Origin of the sequence: Rhizobium sp. AAP43, from assembly GCF_001296045.1 — a bacterium.
GTDB lineage: Bacteria > Pseudomonadota > Alphaproteobacteria > Rhizobiales > Rhizobiaceae > Allorhizobium.
Genome location: NZ_LJHS01000012.1, coordinates 42,353 through 61,542 on the forward strand (window position 1 = coordinate 42,353; position 19,190 = coordinate 61,542).

Here is a 19,190-nt window from a genome sequence, read left to right on the forward strand (position 1 = left end):
CAGGCGGCTTCCATGTTCAAGGCCGCTGATTGAGAGGATGGCGCACTTGTCTACTCATAAAGCCGAGCTTGCCACGCAGTCCGAAGTCGTCGAACTCATTCCGGCCCTGCGCGCTTTTGCCCGAACCTTCTGCCCCAGCCCGGAGGAAGCCGACGATCTTGTCCAGGAGACCTTGGCCAAAGCCCTTGCAAATCTGGACAAGTTCGAGCCGGGCACGCGTTTGAAATCCTGGTTGTTCACCATCATGCGCAATACGTTCTGCACGCGCTTCAAGAAGAGGAGCCGTGAGACAATCGGCATTCCGGATGCCATATCCGAAAGCCTGACAACGGAACCAGTGCAGGAATGGACCGTGCAGACGGATGACGTGCGGCGGGCGCTCGACAGGCTGCCAGCCCATCACCGCGAGATGCTGGTGCTGATCGTCATGCTCGGTGAACGCTACGAGGACGCCGCTGCGATCTGCGGCTGTGCGGTGGGGACGGTGAAAAGCCGCCTGAGCCGCGCACGCCAGCAGCTGCGCCGCGAATTGGGTGAGTTCGGCAATGAGAACCCCATTGGCTGAGAGGGACTCACGAGCGTCGAATCCGCTGGAGTTCTCCGACGCCAGCGAACTGGTCGAGATCGGCCTCGTCTATGGCACTGATGCAGCTGCCGGTATCGCCCGCATTCGACGCGGCAAGGGATTTTCTCATCATCTCCCCGATGGTACGCGCATTGTCGATGAGGCCGTGCTCGCACGCATTCGCAAGCTTGCGCTGCCTCCCGCTTATGAGCGCGTCTGGATAAGCCTCGATCCCCAGAGCCATCTGCAGGCGACCGGGTTCGACGCACGGGGTCGCAAACAATATCGCTATCATGCCGATTGGGCCGCCTGGCGCAACCAGCGGAAGTTCGACGATCTCATCAGCTTTGGCCTGGCCTTGCCGGCAATTCGGAGACGGGTCGCCCGCGACCTGGAGTATCGAACGGAAGAAGCGTACTTTCTCCTTTCAGCCCTGATCAGCCTGCTCGACGTGACGCATATGCGAGTCGGCAACAGAACCTATGCGCAGGAAAACAACACCTATGGCGCAACGACGCTGCAGAAGCGCCATGTGACCTTCGAGCCGGACGGGGTGAGGCTCAGTTTCGTGGCAAAGGGCGGCAAGCGAGTTAGACGCAAACTGCGCCATCCACGGCTGCAGAAAATTCTCGAAGATATCGCCGACTTGCCTGGCCGCGATCTCTTTTCCTGGCGCGACCACGAAGGAGAACTGCACCGGATCGATTCCGGCCGGCTCAACGCCTATCTGTGCGAGGTCTCCGGCGGCCGACTGTCGGCCAAGACCTTCCGCACCTGGGGTGGCAGTGTCGCGGCTTTCGGCGAGGCCTGGCGACAATTACAGGCTGGCGACCGCCCAAGCATCAAGGCCATGTGCCAGATCGCGTCGGACAGGCTTCACAACACACCAGCCATTTGCCGATCCAGCTATGTGCATCCGCGCATCCTGCAACTGGCAGACAGGCAAACAGATCTGGACACGGTCTTCCAAACGATACGGGATAACAATGGTGGCCCCGGCCTGTTACGCGCCGATGAAAAACGCCTCATGACGCTTCTCGAAATGCCCCCGAATGTGTTCGCTCCATAAGCACTTGAGTCCACGCAAAAGAAGGGGCCGGCAAAGCCGACCCCTCTCTCCCGATAGGCGGGCTTAGCGTGTCAGGCCGCCTTCTTCTGCGCAGCCACGTTCACGGCCTTGAGCGCCAGCTTGGTCAGCGCCTCATCCGTCTTCGATTCTTCTGCCAGCGTCGCATCGAGCAGCTTCACGGCATCCTTGTAGCCGAGTTGTTCAGCCCAGGTCCGCAGCGTGCCATAACGGCTGATCTCGTAGTGTTCGACAGCCTGGGCTGCTGCCAGCAGACCAGCGTCGAGCGCAGGCGATCCCTTGAATTCTTCAAGGATCTCTTCGCCTTCCTCAAGAATGCCTTCAATAGCGGCACAAGTCTTGGCGCGTGGTCGTTTGCCGATGAGTTCAAACACCTGTTGCAGGCGTTCGATCTGACCTTCCGTCTCCTCCTGATGCTGCAGGAAAGCCGCCTTCAGCTTTTCGTCCTGTGCGCCACGCGCCATCTTCGGCAGAGCTTTCAGGATCTTGCGTTCTGCGTAGTAGATATCCTTGAGCGTCTCGTGAAAGAGCTCTTCCAGTGTCTTCGTTGCCATTTGGGTTTTCTCCTCGGTTGTCGGAACGACAAAGGGACAACCGACCGCCGGGGTATTTGTTCCGGCACCTAAAGGCAGTGGATTGAGACTCTTTGGCCGCCTTGCCATCCGGTGGCGAGACCGCAGAGAAAACCTCTCATCAAGCCAAGGGGTTGAAGATGATCGGGCCAGAATTCACGCCGCGTCCTTCAGCGCCCGTAGCGCATTGACGACCACAGCAACATCGATCACTTCCTGCAGCAATGCGCCCTGAACGGGTGAAAGATAGCCAACGGCGGCCGCCACCATGGCGACAGCAGAAAGGGCAAGCCCCGCGGTAGCGCTCTGCCGGGCGATGCGGCGTGCGCGCGAAGCAACCCCTATGGCGACAGAGAGTTTGGTAAGGTTGTCGGCCAGCAGCACCACATCGGCGGCTTCCGACGACGCTGCCGAGCCGCGCACCGCTACCGCAATCCCGACATCAGCGGTGGCGAGGGCAGGAGCGTCATTGACGCCGTCGCCCACCATCATGACCTTGGCGGAATGCTGCTCGCGCGCGATCATTGCCACCTTGCCCTGCGGCGACAGATCGCCTTCCACCCCATCCAGATTGAGCTGTGCCGCCGCCCGCTGTGCCACGCTCGCCTTGTCGCCGGATGCCATGAGAATCCGCTTTATACCAGCCTTGCGGAAGGCATCGATCATCGCCGGCGCGTCTTCGCGAAGCGGATCGGACAGAAGCACGAGCCCTGCCGCCCGGCCGTTAATGCCAACCGCAACCATGGCCGTATCGGGCGCGATGCCTTCGACTGAGAAGTCCTCGCCCGGCAAAAGTTTGGATTTGACGAACCCTCTCCCACCGATGGTGACGACCTGCTCCCCGACCGTGCCCGAAAGTCCCTCGCCGGCAAACTCGACCACGTCGCGCGGCAAGAGGAGCTCTAGCTTTCGGTCGAGTGCCGCCCGGACCAGCGCTTCCGCCGCAACGTGGCTGGAGGCCTGATCAAGGGATGCTGCAAGCCTCAAAACTGCATCCGGCTCAAACCCCGGACAGGCCGCGACGGATTGGACCTCTGGCCGGGCCGCCGTGACAGTGCCGGTCTTGTCGAGAACGACTGTCGTGACGGAGGCAAGCATCTCAAGAGCGGCACCGGTCTTGATCAGCACGCCATGGGCCGCGGCCCGCGACATGCCGGCGATTACAGCGACTGGAACCGCCAGGATCAGTGGGCAAGGTGTTGCAACAACCAGCACGGCGAGTGCCCGAGTTGCGTCGCCGCTCCACCAAAACGCACCGCCTGCGAGAACAAGCGTGACGATCAGGAACAGGACGGCGTAACGATCCGCCAGCCGCGCCATAGGCGCACGGCTCGTCTGTGCCTGCTCGACCAGGCGAACGATGCCGGCATAGGTGCTGGCGGCCGATTCGCGCAAGACCAGGAGGTCGAAGGCATCGCCGACAACCGTGGCACCGGAGGGAACGTCCTGTCCTTTCGCGAAGCGTTGCGGCATCGCCTCGCCGGTAAGCGCCGCCAGGTCGAGGACCGCAGCATCACTCAGCAAGCGACCGTCGACGGGAACCACTTCGCCCCGGCGCATCAGGATTCGGTCGCGTGGACACAGCGCCTCGATGGCAACGGTTTCGAGATGGTCATTGCTGTAGCGCATCGCCGTCCGCGAGATCCGTCCGAGCAAGGCCGCCATGTTGCGCCGCGCCCGCCCCTCGGCATGACTTTCGAGCAACTGGCCACCGGCATACATGACGGCGACAATCGCCGCAGCGAGGATTTCATCGAGCGTGATTGCCACACCGATCGACAAGGCCGCAAGGATGTCGACCCCAAAACGGCCGCCAAGCAGCGCTCGACCGATATCGACGATCAGAACGACAAACACGGCCCCGGCCCCCAGAGACCAGATCAAGCCGCCCGAAGCGGTTTCGCCCGAAAGATGAAAGATGCCACCGGTTATCAGGCAGAGAATGGCAAAACCTGCGAGGAGCGAGGGACCCGCCTCACGAATGCGTTGCTTCGCTTCCAGCATCGTCATGGCCGCTCGCCCTCGGTTTGTACGCAGGAGCAATGCGATCTCTTGCTGCTCCCTTCTTTCCCTTGTAGAGCCTTCAGAGCCTCAAGCAACCGGACATTAGCAGCATGATCGACCAAGACCGGCCCCGTCGCCTTTCCGTTTTCGGCTCGACCGGATCGATCGGCGTCAGCACGCTGGATGTCATCGAGCAACTCGGTGGCCGCGAACGCTTCGAGGTCATGGCTCTGACTGGCAATGGCAATCTCGAGCTCCTGGCCGAACAGGCAAGGCGTTCTGGTGCGAAGCTCGCCGTCACTGCCGACGAAAGCCAGTATATGGCGCTAAAGGATCTGCTGGCGGGCACGGGAACAGATGCTGCAGCGGGCGTCTCCGGGTTGATGGAAGCGGCCGACCTGGAGGCCGATTGGGTCATGGCGGCGATCGTCGGCACGGCAGGCCTTAGCCCCACGCTGCGCGCCGCCGCCCGGGGGGCCGACATCGCACTCGCCAACAAGGAATGCCTGGTCACCGGCGGCGCGCTCTTCGTCGACGCTGTGCGCCAGGGGGGCGGCCGGCTGATCCCGGTCGACAGCGAACATTCGGCGATCTTCCAGTGTCTCGACAATGATCAACGCCACGCCCTGGAGCGCGTTGTCCTGACGGCCTCGGGTGGCCCCTTCCGCACCTATACGAGGGCGCAGATGGAAAACGTGACGCTGCAGACGGCCCGAACGCACCCGAACTGGTCGATGGGCCTGAAGATATCCGTCGGCAGCGCCTCGATGTTCAACAAGGCGCTGGAGATGATCGAGGCCAAGTATCTCTTCGACCTTGAGGCAGACCAGATCGAGGTCATCGTACACCCGCAATCCATCGTGCATTCGATGGTCGGTTATGCGGACGGCTCTGTCATCGCCCAGCTCGGCGTACCCGACATGCGCACGGCGATCGGCTACGCCCTGACCTATCCGAAGCGCTGCGCACTGAACGTCGACCGGCTTGATTTCGCCAAGCTCGCGCGGCTCGATTTCGAAGCGCCGGACGAAAGCCGCTTCCCCGCCATCCGGCTTGCGCGCACAGCGCTTCAACGCGGTGGCGCACAGGGCGCAATCCTGAATGCTGCCGAAGAAACTGCCTTCGGGGCGTTCGTCGAGGAGCGCATCCGCTTCCTCGACATGGCAGAGGTGGTGGAAGCCGTGATGGACGCGATGACCGAGATTGCGGCTCCCACGACGATCGACGATGTATTTGCGATCGACCGCGAGGCGCGGCTGAAGGCGGCGGACGTGATTGCGCGGCACAAGCCGTAAATCGGGTTGATACCTGAAATCGTCAAACGCAAAACAGGCCGTGTTTCCACGGCCCGCTGAAAATCATATCCTCTCTGAGCCCCGTCAGGCCACCGCGCGAGCCAGCGCGCAACGCGACCACAGCTGGTGCAGCGAGCCGACCAGATGCTCGAGGTCGGCATCGGAATGCAGCGGTGTCGGGGTGATGCGCAGCCGTTCGGTCTTTTTCGGCACCGTTGGGTAATTGATCGGCTGCACATAGATGGAACAGTTGTCGAGCAGCAGGTCGGAGATCCACTTGCACTTGGCAGCGTCACCGACAATGACCGGCACGATATGGCTGGGGTTCGGCAGATGCGGAATGCCGGCGGCATCCAGCATGTGACGCAGTCGACGAACGCGCTCCTGATGGGCGAAGCGCTCGATCTGGCTGGTCTTGAGATGGCGGATCGATGCAACGGCACCGGCAGCCAGCGCCGGCGGTAGCGCCGTCGTGAAGATGAAGCCCGAGGCAAAAGAGCGAACGAAGTCGCAAAGCGCAGTCGAGGCAGCGATGTAACCGCCCATCACGCCGAAGGCCTTGCCGAGCGTGCCTTCGATGATCGTCAACCGATCCATCAGGCCTTCGCGTTCTGCAATGCCGCCGCCATGAGCGCCATACATGCCCACGGCATGCACTTCGTCGAGATAGGTCATCGCACCATATTTATCGGCGAGATCACAGATTTCCTTGATCGGCGCGATGTCGCCATCCATCGAATAGACGCTCTCGAAGGCGATCATCTTCGGCGCACGCGGATCGGCAGCGGCCAGCTTGGCTTCGAGATCCTTCACATCGTTGTGCTTCCAGATCACCCGCTCGCATTTCGCGTGACGAATGCCTTCAATCATCGATGCGTGGTTCAGCGCATCCGAGAAGATGATGAGCCCCGGGATCTTGGCGCCGAGTGTGCCAAGCGCCGCCCAGTTCGAGACATAACCCGAGGTGAAGATCAGCGCCGATTCCTTGCCATGCAGGTCAGCAAGCTCGCGCTCGAGAAGAACGTGGTAGTGGTTGGTGCCAGAAATATTCCGGGTGCCTCCCGCACCCGCGCCACAGTCATCAATCGCCTGCTTCATCGCATCGATGACAATCTGGTTCTGGCCCATGCCGAGATAATCGTTCGAACACCAGACGGTGACGTCCTGGGTGCCGTTCTCGGTGTAGCGGGTAGCGCGCGGGAAGTTGCCACGCTGGCGTTCAAGGTCGGCAAAGACGCGGTAACGGCCTTCCTCGTGAAGCCCCGCCAGCTGATCCTTGAAAAAGGCCTCGAAATCCATGCCTGCAACTCCAGTCTTTTTCCACCCTTTTGGGTGTCTGCGGCTTCGGGGTCAACCCCGCTTTTGTACATTCATTCTAAACTGCGACAATTGGCGCGAATTTTAGAATTCTCACATATAGATACTAACGGATTGCACGATATCAAACTTGATCTGCGTCAATCTCAGGAAAAAAGGACGGCCGGGGCCGTCCTTTGCCGAAGACAGGCGAGGCGCGGGCGATATTCAGGCAGCCTGCACGGCCCTTTTTGCCATGACGCGAATGAGATTGGCCCGATATTCAGCGGTGCAATGCATGTCCGACATCAGGTTCGACGAATCAATCTCGACACCGGAGACTGCATCGGCAGACCAGTTACCGCCAAGTGCAGCCTCAAGCCCCGCATGCCGAAAAACGCCTGATGACCCGGCACCGGTGACAGCGACGCGTACGCCCGAAGACCCTTTCGACACAAACACACCTGTCATGGCATAACGCGAGGCCGGATTGGCAAATTTGGCATAACCCGCCCTCTCCGGCGCATCGAAGCGAACTGCGGTGATGATTTCGTCTTCCCCGAGAGCGGTTTCGAACAAGCCCACGAAAAAATCATCCGCCGCGATTTCTCGCCTGTTGGTTATCACCGTGGCCCCAAGTCCGAGCACGGCCGACGGATAGTCCGCAGCCGGATCGTCATTGGCAATGGATCCGCCGATCGTGCCCATATGGCGCACATGCGGATCGCCGATCATCGCGGCAAGGTTTGCGATCGCTGGACAAACCGCACGGATGGCCGACGAAGACGCCACCTCCGCATGGGTCACCCCTGCCCCGATCGTCACCTGACGGCCATTCACCGTGATGCCTTTCAGCGCTTCGATATGGCGCAGGTCAACGAGATCGGACGGCTGGGCGAGACGCTGCTTCAATGCCGCAATGAGCGTCTGGCCGCCGGCGATGAACTTGCCGTCCGCCGCACCGGAAAGAAGTTTCCCCGCATCCTCGATGGAAGAGGCGCGATGGTAGCTGGTGGAATAGAGCTGCATGGTTCTCTCCTTCCTTATTCGGCGGCCTGGCGGGTCGCATTGGCCTGGAGCGCGCTCCAGACAGCAAGCGGCGTCGCCGGCATGTTGAGGTTGTTGTTGCCGATCGCATCGGTGATCGCATTGATCAGCGCTGGCGGAGAGCCGATGGCGCCGGCCTCGCCGCAGCCCTTGATGCCGAGCGGATTGCCCGGGCACGGCGTGTTCTGGTGCGAGACATTGAAGGACGGCAGGTCATCGGCGCGCGGCATGGCGTAGTCCATGTAGCTTGCCGTCAGAAGCTGGCCGGTGGCCGGGTCGTAATGCACGCCCTCAAGCAGTGCCTGGCCGATCCCTTGTGCAATCCCGCCATGCACCTGGCCCTCGACGATCATCGGATTGATGATGTTGCCGAAGTCGTCTGCCGCAACAAACTGCACGATCTCGGTCTTGCCGGTATCCGGATCGACTTCGACTTCCGCGATGTAGCAGCCAGCCGGGAAAGTGAAGTTTGAGGGATCGTAGAAGGCACCCTCTTTCAGCCCCGGCTCCATGCCGGACGGGAGGTTGTGAGCCGTGTAAGCCGCGAGCGCCACCTGGAACCACGGCAACGCCTTGTCGGTCCCGGCGACCTTGAGTTCGCCATTCTCGATGACGATGTCGCTCTCGTCGGCTTCCATCAGATGGGCCGCAATCCTCTTCGCCTTCAACTCGACCTTGTCCAGCGCCTTGACGATGGCGGACATGCCGACGGCACCGGATCGCGAGCCATAGGTTCCCATGCCCATCTGCACCTTATCGGTATCGCCATGCACGATGGAGACATTGTCGATCGGGAGGCCAAAACGTTCCGAAACGAGCTGAGCAAAGGTGGTTTCATGACCTTGTCCATGGCTGTGCGAGCCAGTGAGCACTTCGACCGTGCCGACCGCGTTCACGCGGACTTCAGCCGATTCCCACAAGCCAACACCGGCCCCAAGCGAACCGACCGCAGCCGACGGCGCGATGCCGCAGGCCTCGATGTAGCAGCTCATGCCGATACCGCGCAGCTTGCCGCGCCGTGCCGCTTCCGCCTTGCGAGCAGGGAAACCATTCCAGTCGGCAGCGCCCATGGCGGCATTCAGCGAGGCGTCGTAATCCCCGGCGTCGTAGCACATGATGACAGGCGTCTGGTACGGGAAGGTGCGCACGAAGTTTTGCCGGCGCAGATCTGCCGGCGACACGCCGAGCTCACGGGCCGCCGTCTCGACGGTGCGCTCCAGCAGATAGGTCGCCTCGGGACGCCCGGCGCCGCGATAGGCATCGACCGGCACGGTGTTGGTGTAGACGGTCCGCACATTGGCGTGGATCGCCGGGATCGCATACTGGCCCGACAGCAGCGTGGCGTAGAGATAGGTCGGGACCGAGGAGGAGAAGAGCGACATATAGGCGCCGAGATTGGCGATGGTGTCGACCTTCAGGCCGATGATGTTGTTGTTCTCGTCAAAGGCCATCTTCACCTTCGACACATGGTCACGGCCATGGGCATCGGTGAGGAACGCCTCGGTGCGGTCCGAGGTCCATTTGACCGGCACGCCTGTTTTTTTCGACGCCCAGAGACAGACGATTTCTTCCGGATAGATGTAGATCTTCGAGCCGAAGCCACCGCCAACATCTGGCGCAATCACCCGCAACTTATTTTCCGGCGCGACATTATAGAAGGCGCTCATTACGAGCCGCGCCACATGCGGGTTCTGCGATGTGGTGTAGCAGGTGTAGTGATCCTCCGCCGTGTCGTAGATGCCAAGCGTTGCGCGCGGCTCCATCGGGTTTGGCGAAAGGCGATTGTTGAGGATCTCGATCTCGGTGACATGGGCAGCACGCGCGATCGCCGCATCAGCCAGCGCGCTGTCGCCGATTTCCCAGTCGAAGATCAGATTGCCGGGGGCTTCCGGATGAAGCTGGGGCGCGCCTGGTTTGAGAGCGTCCACGGCACCGGTGACAACAGGCAGTTCTTCATAGTCGACGACGACCGCTTCGGACGCATCGCGCGCCTCGCCGATGCTGTCGGCAATAACGATCGCCACTGCATCGCCAACATAACGGACGGTCTCATGGGCGAGTGGGCGCCAGGCACCCATCTTCATCGGCGTCCCATCCTTGGAATGGACCATCCAGCCGCAGATCAGATTGCCGATGGCATCGGCCAGAAGCTGCTTGCCGTCGAGCACGTCGATGACGCCGGGCATGGTCTTGGCCGAGGACACATCGATCGATTTGATCTTGGCATGCGCATAGGGCGAACGGACGAAATAGGCATATTTCATGCCGGGGACGACCATATCGTCGGTATACCGGCCCTTGCCGGTCAGAAAACGCTTGTCTTCCTTGCGCGCCACACGCGCGCCAATTCCTTCAACACCCATTGTCTTCTCCTCCAGAGAAACAGGAATTCAGGCAGTTGGACAGAGGCAGTTCAGTCGGCAGCGGAGAGGCCATCGCAGGCTCTCGGGCGCAGCGACCGGAACTGCCGAGATCCTCACTCGGCGGCCTGGCGGCCGGCGGTCATCGCTTCATTGGCCGAAAGCACGGCCTTGACGATGTTGTGGTAGCCCGTGCAGCGACAGATATTGCCTTCGAGCTCGTGGCGGACGGTGGCTTCATCCAGCGCACCGTTATGACGACAGATCATGTCGAGCGCCGTCATGACCATACCGGGCGTGCAGAAGCCACATTGGAGGCCGTGATGTTCCTTGAAGGCCGCCTGCACCGGATGCAACTCACCGCCGGAAGAGAGGCCCTCGATTGTCGTGATGGACGATCCCGAGGCCTGGACGGCCAGGATCGAACAGCTCTTGATCGATTTCCCGTCCATATGAACGACACAGGTTCCGCACTGGGTGGTATCGCAGCCCACATGCGTTCCTGTCAGACCAAGTTTTTCGCGAATGAAATGCACGAGCAGGGTGCGATCCTCGCACTCTCCGCTCACTGTCCGGCCATTCACCGTCAGTGTCACTTTAGCCATGTTGTTCCTCCTCGTGTCTCTCCCGGACACTGCGGCAGAGTGGGAGTTTTCCGTGACATGTGCAACCGTCCAAAAGGCGCGAAACGAAAATTTTATGTGCCGCGCCGCAGCATGAGAGCGCCTGTAAATCCTGGGTTCATCTTCGATCACTCATGAAAAGGCGCCACTCTTCTAAGGTGTGAGCCGCGACCATGGACATTCGGGCGGGTAAGGCTATGCTTGGCCCCAGCCGACCGCCGCGCGGCATGCCCTTGGGCGGGGTGGCAAACGTTAAGAAAGCCGGCACAGCCGGGCGCATGGATCTAGGAGAGAAATCGGATGAAAAAAGCTCTTGTGCTTATGCTTGTCGGCCTGTCGGTCGCAGGATGCACGCAGACCGAAAAGGGTGCCGGCATCGGCGCGGCTTCCGGCGCCATCATCGGCGGCCTTGCCACGGGCAACGTCCGCGGTGCAGCCGTCGGCGCGGCCATCGGTGGCGTTGCAGGCGCAGTGATCGGCAATGTGTCGGAACAGCCCGGACAGTGCTACTACCGCGACCGCTATGGCCGCCGCTACATCGACGCCTGCCCGCGCGGCTACTGATGATCAAAGGGCGGGGAAACAACACTCCCCGCCCTTTTTAAGCCCTCGGTTAAAAAAGGGGTATCCCTTCCGGCGCATTTGCGCCTAAGTTGTCCTCGGCCTGAGGAGTGCCGAAGCGTCGCGATGAAGCGATATGCGAAGACCGAGTGGATTGACCTTGCGGAAAGACAGTAAAGCGTTGCGATACGCCCTTGCCGCGGCGATGGTCTTCCCAATGGCTCTGGGCCCGCTCTTTGTCGGCCAGGCAGAAGCCTTCGAGATTTTCGGCATCAAGTTGTTCGGCGGTGACGAACCGGATCGCGACATCATCGACCCGCTCGACTACACCATCACGCTTGAAACGGGTGCGAGCGACAGGAAGCTCGAAAAGTCGCTCGAGAATACCTCTTTGCTCCTGGCTGGCGAAGATAAGCCGGTATCCGGCGACCTCGGCCTGGTGATCAAGGCCCGCGACGATCGGGATCGTCTCATCGCCACGCTTTACGAAAATTCACTTTATGGCGGTGTCGTGCGCGTAACCATTGATGGACGCGATATCGACGCCCTGCCGCCCAACCCGACCTTTGACCGTTCGCGCCCCGTCCCGGTTACAATCAGCGTCACGCCCGGCGAGCCGTTCACATTGGGCCGCGTGACGCTTGACGGAGACGCAGCAAAGCTCAACCCCGCAGACTATGATCTGACAGCAGGAGACAGCGCGGGCTCGCTGAAGATCCTGCGCGCAACTGAGCAAATGGCCGAGGCCCTGAAGGCTGAAGGCCGACCGCTGACCGAAGTCAGCCGACGCGAAGTCGTGGCCGATCACAAGACACGCACCGTGGACGTGACGATTTCCGTCGAGGCCGGCCCCGTCGCACCGCTTGGAACCGTGACGGTGAAAGGCTCTAAAACTGTCAGGGCGGACTTTATCGAGCGCTATTCGCGCCTGAAGCCTGGCGAGACCTATTCCCCACAGCAGCTGCGCAAGGCGGCAGAGCGCCTGCGCGCCCTCGGCGTCTTTTCGTCGGTCACGATTGAAGAGGCCGACGATCTCTCGAATGACGGAAGCCTGCCGATCGGCATCATGGTCTCCGAAGGCAAGCACCGCTATTTCGGCGTGGGTGCCAGCTACTCCTCGCTGGATGGCGCAGGCTTTGAAGGCTATTGGGGCCACCGCAACCTGTTTGGCGGGGCAGAGTCCCTGCGCATCGAAGGCTCGGTGCGCGGTCTCGGTGAAAATCGCGACGTGACGGATCTCTCTGCACTCGACTACAATGCGGGCATAACGTTCGTCAAGCCCGGCGCCTTCTTCCCCTCGGCAACGCTGGAAGCAAGCGTGAAAGGGAGCAGCGTTACCACCGATTTTTACGATGCCGCAACGATCACCGGCAAGGTCGGGCTTGCGTATGAAATCAACGACAAAGACACAGTCAACGCCGGCGTCTCGCTCGCCTATGACAGCATTGACGACGCCTTCGGTGACGGCAACACCTATCTGACACTTGGCATTCCCGTTGGCTATGTCAGCGACACCCGCGACAACAAACTTAACCCCACCGAGGGCTATTACGGCACAGCGACCGTAACGCCGAGCTACGACTTCTTCGGCCAGACGGCCTTCACCTCGCTCGAGGGTTCGATGTCGGCCTATCTCGGACTTGGCGAGGAGGATCGCGTCGTGCTTGCCGGGCGGCTTTCCGCTGGCAGCCTGATTGGCGGCGGCGACCTCTCGGCGATCCCCGCAACCCGGCGCTTCTTCGTCGGCGGTGGCGGCTCGGTCAGAGGTTATTCGTTCCAGGAGATCACGCCCTATACAAATGCAGGCGACGGCACGGGCGGCCGCTCCTTCGTGACCGCCAATCTTGAGGCCCGGGTCTCGGTCACCGAGACGATCGGCCTTGTGCCCTTCGTCGATATCGGCACCACCTCAGACTCCGCAGTGCCGGACTTTTCTGACCTGCGCATGGGGGCGGGCATCGGCCTGCGCTATATGACGCCATTCGGGCCGCTGCGGCTCGATGTGGCCATGCCGCTGCAACCTTACGAGGGCGGTAGCCGTTATGGCATCTATGCCGGCATTGGTCAGAGTTTCTGACCACGACAGACGGGAATAAGCAGACGATGATCTGGCTGAAGCGCATTTTGACCTGGACGGCCCGTCTCCTCGGAGGCCTTGTTGCGGCGGGTCTTGCGCTGATCATTCTGATCGTGCTTGTCGGTGGCTTCTCAAGGTCGGGCAGCCAGTTTGTTGCCGATCGGATCGCGGCACTCGTCTCCGCCGACAATCGCCTGATCGCCATTATCGACCCAGCCCCCCTCTTGAGCAGCCCATTCTCTGTCGGACAAATCACCGTCTCCGACGCAGGCGGCATCTATGCCACCATTGACGGACTGACCCTCGACTGGTCGCCGCAGGACCTGTTGCTCCGGCGCTTCAGCGCGGAAACGATCCGGGCAGACAAGATTACCGTGACGCGACCGCCAACAGTCTCGGCCGAACCGAAACCGGCATCGGACGAGCCCTTTTCCCTGCCCGTCGAGATCGCTGTCCGCAATCTCGATCTGCCCACGATCCATCTCGGCCAAGCTCTGGTGCAACGCGAGCTGCAACTCTCGGCTCAAGGTTCGCTGGACATCGCCGGCGACACGATTGCCAGCCGGTTGACGGCAACGCGACTGGACGATGTCGGCAACAACGCCATCGCCGATATACTCTATGCCCCGAACGAAAACCGTCTGCGCATACGGCTCGACTATCAGGAGCCCGGCGACGGCATTGTCGGCACCCTGCTGCAGGTGCCAGGCCGCCCACCACTGTCGCTGCGTGTCGACGGCGAAGGGCCGCTCGACAATTGGGCCGGGAGTATCACGGCAGCACTTGCCAGCCGGGAAACCATCGCAGTTGAAACAACGCACCAGCTTGATGCAGCGGGGACACGACAAATCACCGCAAAGGGCGGCGGACAGTTCGCCGACCTCATGCCGCCGGAACTGCGGGACGTCTTTGCCGGTGAAACGGCGATCGATCTCAAGGCTGCATTGTCACCCGATGGGGCGCTCACAATCGATGAAGGACGCCTCGCCAGTGCAGCCATCACCCTAGCGGCGAAGGGCCGCTATGATCCTCAGGGCGACAATGACCTCACCGTTGCTGCGAGCGCCAATGGCGACCCGGTCTCTCTGGCGACAAACGCCGGCGACCTGACGGCCAAACTCCAGCTGCGCAAGCTCGATCTGACGCTGAAAGGAAATGCCGCCGCCGCAGACATCAAGGCGGGACTTGATCTGGCAGAACTGACCCTGCCGCAAGGCCGGTTCTCCGACATTATCGTGAACGCAGAAAGTAGCCGGTTTGACCTGCTGAACCGCCAAGGACCTGTGAACGCCAAGCTTTCCGTCGCAGGGGCACAGATTTCCGACCCTGAAATCGCAGCTTCGGTGAAAGCGCCGCTCACGGCATCCCTTGAGGCCGAGATCGCTGAAACGATCGAAATCGCCAACCTCACCATCACTTCCGATGGCATCGATGCCGCACTGTCCGGCACCTTCGACCCCACGGCCCAAACCTTCGCCGGACGCGTCGGTGTCACGGTGGACAGCGATGTGCTGCCGGCCGATCTGCTCCAGAGCATTCCCGCCCCGATTTCCGGCCCAATCTCAGCCACGGCCCGCGTCGATTTTGCAGCCCCTGCCGCTGTTAGCCTGCGCGAACTGAACCTCGAGACCAGCGTCGGCACGGCGCAGGGCTCGCTCGCGCTGGACCAGGAAGGCGGGATTTCAACCAATCTGACCGGACGGCTGAGTGATGTCGGGCTGTTCATCGACCAGACACAAGGCGCCGCCGAATTCGACATATCCGCCGGCGGTCCGCTTGATGCGATCGACGCCGACATCAAGGTTGTAATCCCGGAGGGAATTGCGGCGGGCTACCGCATCGACGACCTCGGGCTCAGCATCAACGGCATGCTCAACCCTCAGTCCCCGAGCGGGCGTCTGAGTCTTACCGGCCAGCTGGACGGCAAGCCGGTCAATGCCAGCGCCCAGCTCGTCAGCACGGGCGGCGTGACCAAGGTCGAGGATCTGTCGCTCGATATTGGCCCGAACCGCCTGACCGGCGCGCTTTCGCTTGACCCCACATTTAAGCCCGAAGGGAAGCTGGATTTCGATTTTTCGGATCTCAGCCTGCTTGCAGCCCTGGCGGGACAGGATCTCGGTGGTGACCTCCGGGGGACCGTGACCCTGTCAAACAGTGGCGGCATCATCAGCGGCAAGGTCAACGCCACCGGTGAGACACTGACCCGCGAGGACGTCCGCGTTGAAAAACCTGTGGTCGATTTGACCATTGACAATCTGCAGACCTTCAGCATCAACGGATCGGTCACCGCCAAGAGCGCTTCGCAAGGGGCAAATCGCGTCGAGAATGCACGACTTCAGCTGGAGCGGGCCGGCGCACGGACCGTCTTCAGCCTCGAAGCGCTGTATGACGGGGCTCCTGCAGAACTGCGCGGCAGCCTGCAACAGGGCGCCGCAGGTCTGGGCATCTCCATCGAAAGCCTGACGGCAACACCACGCGGCTTGCCGCTCACACTATCCTCTCCGGCAACCATTAATCTCGCCGATGGTGGCGTAGCGATTGAGCAGACGGTGATCGCGATTGGGTCTGGGCGCGTCACCCTGAACGGTCGCGTCGGCACCACCCTCGACCTCAAGGTCGACATCACCAACGTCCCGGCCTCTGTTGCTGCGCCATTTGCACCTTCGGTTGCGCCTGAAGGAACGATCAATGGCCGTATTGACGTACGCGGCCAGGCATCTGCCCCCGTTGCCGACTATCGGCTGGACATGCAGGGCGCCTCTATCGCCCAGACCCGCTCTGCGGGGCTGGCCGCCTTCGGCATTACCGCCAATGGTCGCTTCGAGAACAACCGGCTGACACTCGAAAGCCGGATCAGTGGTGGCGGCATCGGCCTCGGCGTGACGGGCGCTGTCAACCTTGCAAACAATACCGCTCTCGACCTCAGGGTTCAGGGGGCGGTGCCGCTTTCTGCCCTCAACACGCAGCTGGCCGCCCAGGGGCTCGTCGCCGACGGCAATGCCAATGTGAACCTGACCATTGGCGGCAATGCCGCCCAGCCCAGCATCACCGGCACCATCACGACAAGTGGCACGCGGATCGTCGACGTGCGGCGCAATCTCGCGATCGAAGACATCTCGACCACGATCAACCTCACCGGCAATCGCGCAGAAATCGGCAACCTGACCGGAAACTTTGCGACCGGCGGTCGCGTGTCCGCATCCGGCTATGTCGACATTCGCGGCGCAGGCCTCCCGGCCGAACTCTCGATCAATCTCGACAAGGCCGTCTATGTCGACGGTGACACGGTCACGAGCACGGCGGATGCGCGCCTGATCTTATCCGGCCCCCTGCTCGCAGGCCCGACGCTCGGCGGAACGGTCAATCTGGCGCGCACGTCCGTAACCCTTTCGGAAAGCCGCCCGGCCAGCCTGCGCGAGCTGGACATCGTCCACCGCCACGCGCCGCCGCAGATCCTGCGCCAGCAGCGCGATGACCGCCCGGCCGAAGGACGCACCGCAAGCGCTCCGATCCGGCTCGACCTGACAATATCCTCTCCGTCGCAAACCTTCGTGCGGGGACGCGGCATCGACGCCGAACTGGGCGGCACCATTGCCCTCACAGGCACCGCCTCGGCACCGAATGTTTCCGGCGCCTTCGAGCTTCGCCGGGGGCGGATGCAGATCCTGACGCGCAGGCTCGAAATCACACGGGCCACGATAACCTTCGGCGGCGATCTCGTGCCGATCCTTGATCTCGAGGCGCAAACGCTCTCGGGCAGCACCACGCTGACCATCAAACTGACGGGACTGGCAAGCAATCCGCAGGTCAGCTTCTCCTCCTCCCCTGCCCTACCGCAGGACGAAGTGCTGGCACAGCTTCTGTTCGGACAATCCATGTCACGCCTTTCAGCACTGCAGATCGCGCAGCTGGCAGACGCCGCAGCTCAGCTTGCGGGCGGCCGCGGAACATCACTGTTCCAAGCCCTGCGCTCGACGCTCGGTATCGACGACCTCGACATTTCCACCGACGAGACCGGCCAGACCACGATCAGCGCCGGCAAATACCTCAATGACCGGACCTATCTCGAACTTGAACAGACCGGCAGCGGCGATGCAAAGGCCGTCATCAACCTCGATATTGGACGGGGCGTGAAGCTGAAGGGCGAAGCCGGAGGCACCGGCGCCGGGGGCGGCATCTTCTACGAGAAGGAATACTGACGATCAGCCGATTTTGCTGGTCTTCAGGAGAATGCTGGATTCGGTGAGATTGATGCCTTCAATCAGACGAATGCGCCGGAGGGTTTCGTCGAAGCCCGCAAGATCCTTGTCTTCGAGTTCTGCGATGAAATCCCAGCGCCCATTGGTGCTGTGCAGCGCTCGCACCTGGGGCAAACCGCGCAGCTGTTGCGCCACCCTGTCTGCAAACTTGCCAACCACTTCAATCATTACGATGGCGCGCACGCCGCTCGACTGGATCTCCCGACCGGTCAGGATGGTAAAGGCCGCGATAGTGCCATTGGCGACCAGCCGGTCTATGCGCGCAGAGACTGTCGCCCGAGACGCGCCAGTCATGGCTGCGAGCGAAGCGACAGGCAGTCTTGCGTTCTGGCGCAAGGCACCAAGAATATCGCGATCGAGATCATCCATTGCGCAAATCGTCACACTCTAGTTGCGATTTGCGCAGACTATCGTGCTTTATGGCGATCTTCCATCTTTTTGACAGCGCGCCCTTTGACGAGAATGACCGCCAATGGCGAACCTGGAGAAAACGATGAGCGATGCGGCGGATATCACCCTGATTGGCGTGCCCCTGGAAGAAGGGTCCGGCCGTGGCGGCTGCGGCATGGGGCCGGCAGCACTCAGGATCGCCGGCATCGCCCAAGCGCTTTCAGATCTGGGCTACCACGTCGATGACCGCGGGGACCTGCGTCCCTCGCCAGCCACAGATCTGCCGGAGATGGACGGCGCCAAGCATTTGCCGGTCGTCGGTGCCTTTACCCGTGCAATCGAGGCGGAGACCTATGCGGCCGCACACCGGGGCACTGTACCGGTTCTGCTCGGAGGCGATCACAGCTTGTCCATGGGCAGCGTGTCCGGCATGGCACGTCACGCGCATGAAAAGGGGCGGCCGCTCTTCGTCCTGTGGCTTGATGCTCATGCCGATTTCAACGCACCGGAAACGTCCCCCTCGGGCAATATCCATGGGATGCCGGTTGCCTATTTCTGCGGCCAAGCCGAATTTGCCCCGATCCTTGATCCAACGCGACCGCTGGTGGACCCGCGTCATGTCTATCAGGTCGGCATACGCTCCGTTGATGAGGACGAGCGCCGCGCGATCCGCGATAACGCCGTCAATGTTTTCGACATGCGGGCGATCGACGAAGAGGGCATGGGCGCCATTCTCAAGCGCATCCTTGCGGATGTTCGCCAAGCCAATGCGCTTCTCCATGTCAGCCTGGATGTCGACTTCCTTGATCCGGACGTAGCACCAGGCGTGGGCACCACGGTTCCAGGTGGCGCGACGTTTCGCGAGGCCCATCTGATCATGGAACTGCTGCACGACTCGGATCTGGTCTCCTCCCTGGACCTGGTCGAACTCAACCCGTTCCTCGACGATCGTGGCCGCAGCGCCCGTGTCATGGTCGACCTTGCCGCCAGCCTTTTTGGCAAGCGGATCCTCGACCGGCCAACGCGCGCAGCCTGACGCGCGCGGCGGCACGGC

The 19,190-nt window shown here is 61.7% G+C and carries 14 protein-coding genes; 7 read left to right on the forward strand and 7 right to left on the reverse strand.

The genetic code is table 11. The features are described from left to right. The first annotated feature begins 37 nt into the window (after window positions 1–37). Window positions 38–565, forward strand: coding sequence for a sigma-70 family RNA polymerase sigma factor (locus IP76_RS08840; RefSeq protein WP_054157852.1), 528 nt, complete (start codon window positions 38–40; stop codon window positions 563–565). Beyond that, complete coding sequence (locus tag IP76_RS08845) at window positions 558–1,634, forward strand: DNA topoisomerase IB (RefSeq protein WP_245281426.1); 1,077 nt, start codon at window positions 558–560, stop codon at window positions 1,632–1,634. The genes IP76_RS08840 and IP76_RS08845 overlap by 8 nt, the downstream gene beginning before the upstream one ends. Before the next feature lie 71 nt (window positions 1,635–1,705). On the opposite strand, the gene IP76_RS08850 is transcribed toward IP76_RS08845, so the two are convergent. Both IP76_RS08850 and IP76_RS08855 read right to left on the reverse strand, forming a co-directional pair. Beyond that, on the reverse strand, window positions 1,706–2,206 hold the full coding sequence (locus IP76_RS08850; RefSeq protein ID WP_054157853.1) for a ferritin-like domain-containing protein: 501 nt from the start codon (window positions 2,204–2,206) through the stop codon (window positions 1,706–1,708). A 174-nt stretch (window positions 2,207–2,380) separates the two neighbouring features. Beyond that, the gene (locus IP76_RS08855) at window positions 2,381–4,234 is read right to left on the reverse strand and encodes a heavy metal translocating P-type ATPase (RefSeq protein WP_054157854.1); all 1,854 of its coding nucleotides are present in this window, start codon (window positions 4,232–4,234) and stop codon (window positions 2,381–2,383) included. A 104-nt stretch (window positions 4,235–4,338) separates the two neighbouring features. Here IP76_RS08855 and dxr point away from each other — a divergent pair, with 104 nt between their 5' ends. Further along, the gene (gene dxr / locus IP76_RS08860) at window positions 4,339–5,523 is read left to right on the forward strand and encodes a 1-deoxy-D-xylulose-5-phosphate reductoisomerase (protein ID WP_054157855.1); all 1,185 of its coding nucleotides are present in this window, start codon (window positions 4,339–4,341) and stop codon (window positions 5,521–5,523) included. A gap of 84 nt (window positions 5,524–5,607) precedes the next feature. Here the strand turns inward: dxr and hemA are convergent, their stop codons facing one another. From hemA to IP76_RS08880, 4 genes are all read right to left on the reverse strand, one after another. Beyond that, complete coding sequence (gene hemA / locus IP76_RS08865) at window positions 5,608–6,822, reverse strand: 5-aminolevulinate synthase (RefSeq protein ID WP_054157856.1); 1,215 nt, start codon at window positions 6,820–6,822, stop codon at window positions 5,608–5,610. Window positions 6,823–7,047: 225 nt separating this feature from the next. Then, window positions 7,048–7,848, reverse strand: a complete 801-nt coding sequence (locus IP76_RS08870; protein WP_054157857.1) for a xanthine dehydrogenase family protein subunit M — start codon at window positions 7,846–7,848, stop codon at window positions 7,048–7,050. A 14-nt stretch (window positions 7,849–7,862) separates the two neighbouring features. Then, window positions 7,863–10,229 (reverse strand): xanthine dehydrogenase family protein molybdopterin-binding subunit, encoded by a 2,367-nt coding sequence (locus IP76_RS08875; protein ID WP_054157858.1) that lies wholly within the window; start codon window positions 10,227–10,229, stop codon window positions 7,863–7,865. 113 nt (window positions 10,230–10,342) lie between these two features. Then, entirely contained in the window at window positions 10,343–10,831 is a 489-nt protein-coding gene (locus IP76_RS08880) for a (2Fe-2S)-binding protein (protein ID WP_054149870.1), read from the reverse strand. Window positions 10,832–11,149: 318 nt separating this feature from the next. Between IP76_RS08880 and IP76_RS08885 the strand changes: the two genes are divergently transcribed. The 3 genes from IP76_RS08885 (at window position 11,150) to IP76_RS08895 (ending at window position 17,686) form a co-directional block, all read left to right on the forward strand. Further along, entirely contained in the window at window positions 11,150–11,413 is a 264-nt protein-coding gene (locus IP76_RS08885) for a glycine zipper domain-containing protein (RefSeq protein WP_054157859.1), read from the forward strand. A gap of 214 nt (window positions 11,414–11,627) precedes the next feature. Continuing rightward, window positions 11,628–13,487, forward strand: coding sequence for an autotransporter assembly complex family protein (locus IP76_RS08890; protein ID WP_245281427.1), 1,860 nt, complete (start codon window positions 11,628–11,630; stop codon window positions 13,485–13,487). A 26-nt stretch (window positions 13,488–13,513) separates the two neighbouring features. Then, window positions 13,514–17,686 carry a translocation/assembly module TamB domain-containing protein gene (locus IP76_RS08895; RefSeq protein ID WP_054157861.1) on the forward strand — a complete coding sequence of 1,391 codons (4,173 nt, stop codon included), beginning with the start codon at window positions 13,514–13,516 and terminating at the stop codon, window positions 17,684–17,686. A gap of 3 nt (window positions 17,687–17,689) precedes the next feature. Here the strand turns inward: IP76_RS08895 and IP76_RS08900 are convergent, their stop codons facing one another. Further along, on the reverse strand, window positions 17,690–18,115 hold the full coding sequence (locus tag IP76_RS08900; protein WP_054157862.1) for an Lrp/AsnC family transcriptional regulator: 426 nt from the start codon (window positions 18,113–18,115) through the stop codon (window positions 17,690–17,692). Between the two features lie 124 nt (window positions 18,116–18,239). On the opposite strand from IP76_RS08900, the gene rocF reads away from it, so the two are divergent. Further along, window positions 18,240–19,172 carry an arginase gene (rocF, locus tag IP76_RS08905; protein WP_054158073.1) on the forward strand — a complete coding sequence of 311 codons (933 nt, stop codon included), beginning with the start codon at window positions 18,240–18,242 and terminating at the stop codon, window positions 19,170–19,172. Window positions 19,173–19,190: the final 18 nt, after the last annotated feature.

What these genes read in the sequence shown, in the direction of transcription:
- IP76_RS08890 (WP_245281427.1), top strand. Translation starts at nt 11,628, where the DNA reads ATGGCTCTGGGCCCGCTCTTTGTCGGCCAGGCAGAAGCCTTCGAGATT.
- IP76_RS08880 (WP_054149870.1), bottom strand. Translation starts at nt 10,831, where the DNA reads ATGGCTAAAGTGACACTGACGGTGAATGGCCGGACAGTGAGCGGAGAG.
- IP76_RS08870 (WP_054157857.1), bottom strand. Translation starts at nt 7,848, where the DNA reads ATGCAGCTCTATTCCACCAGCTACCATCGCGCCTCTTCCATCGAGGAT.
- IP76_RS08875 (WP_054157858.1), bottom strand. Translation starts at nt 10,229, where the DNA reads ATGGGTGTTGAAGGAATTGGCGCGCGTGTGGCGCGCAAGGAAGACAAG.
- IP76_RS08850 (WP_054157853.1), bottom strand. Translation starts at nt 2,206, where the DNA reads ATGGCAACGAAGACACTGGAAGAGCTCTTTCACGAGACGCTCAAGGAT.
- IP76_RS08885 (WP_054157859.1), top strand. Translation starts at nt 11,150, where the DNA reads ATGAAAAAAGCTCTTGTGCTTATGCTTGTCGGCCTGTCGGTCGCAGGA.
- IP76_RS08900 (WP_054157862.1), bottom strand. Translation starts at nt 18,115, where the DNA reads ATGGATGATCTCGATCGCGATATTCTTGGTGCCTTGCGCCAGAACGCA.
- IP76_RS08855 (WP_054157854.1), bottom strand. Translation starts at nt 4,234, where the DNA reads ATGACGATGCTGGAAGCGAAGCAACGCATTCGTGAGGCGGGTCCCTCG.
- dxr (WP_054157855.1), top strand. Translation starts at nt 4,339, where the DNA reads ATGATCGACCAAGACCGGCCCCGTCGCCTTTCCGTTTTCGGCTCGACC.
- rocF (WP_054158073.1), top strand. Translation starts at nt 18,240, where the DNA reads ATGAGCGATGCGGCGGATATCACCCTGATTGGCGTGCCCCTGGAAGAA.
- hemA (WP_054157856.1), bottom strand. Translation starts at nt 6,822, where the DNA reads ATGGATTTCGAGGCCTTTTTCAAGGATCAGCTGGCGGGGCTTCACGAG.
- IP76_RS08840 (WP_054157852.1), top strand. Translation starts at nt 38, where the DNA reads ATGGCGCACTTGTCTACTCATAAAGCCGAGCTTGCCACGCAGTCCGAA.
- IP76_RS08895 (WP_054157861.1), top strand. Translation starts at nt 13,514, where the DNA reads ATGATCTGGCTGAAGCGCATTTTGACCTGGACGGCCCGTCTCCTCGGA.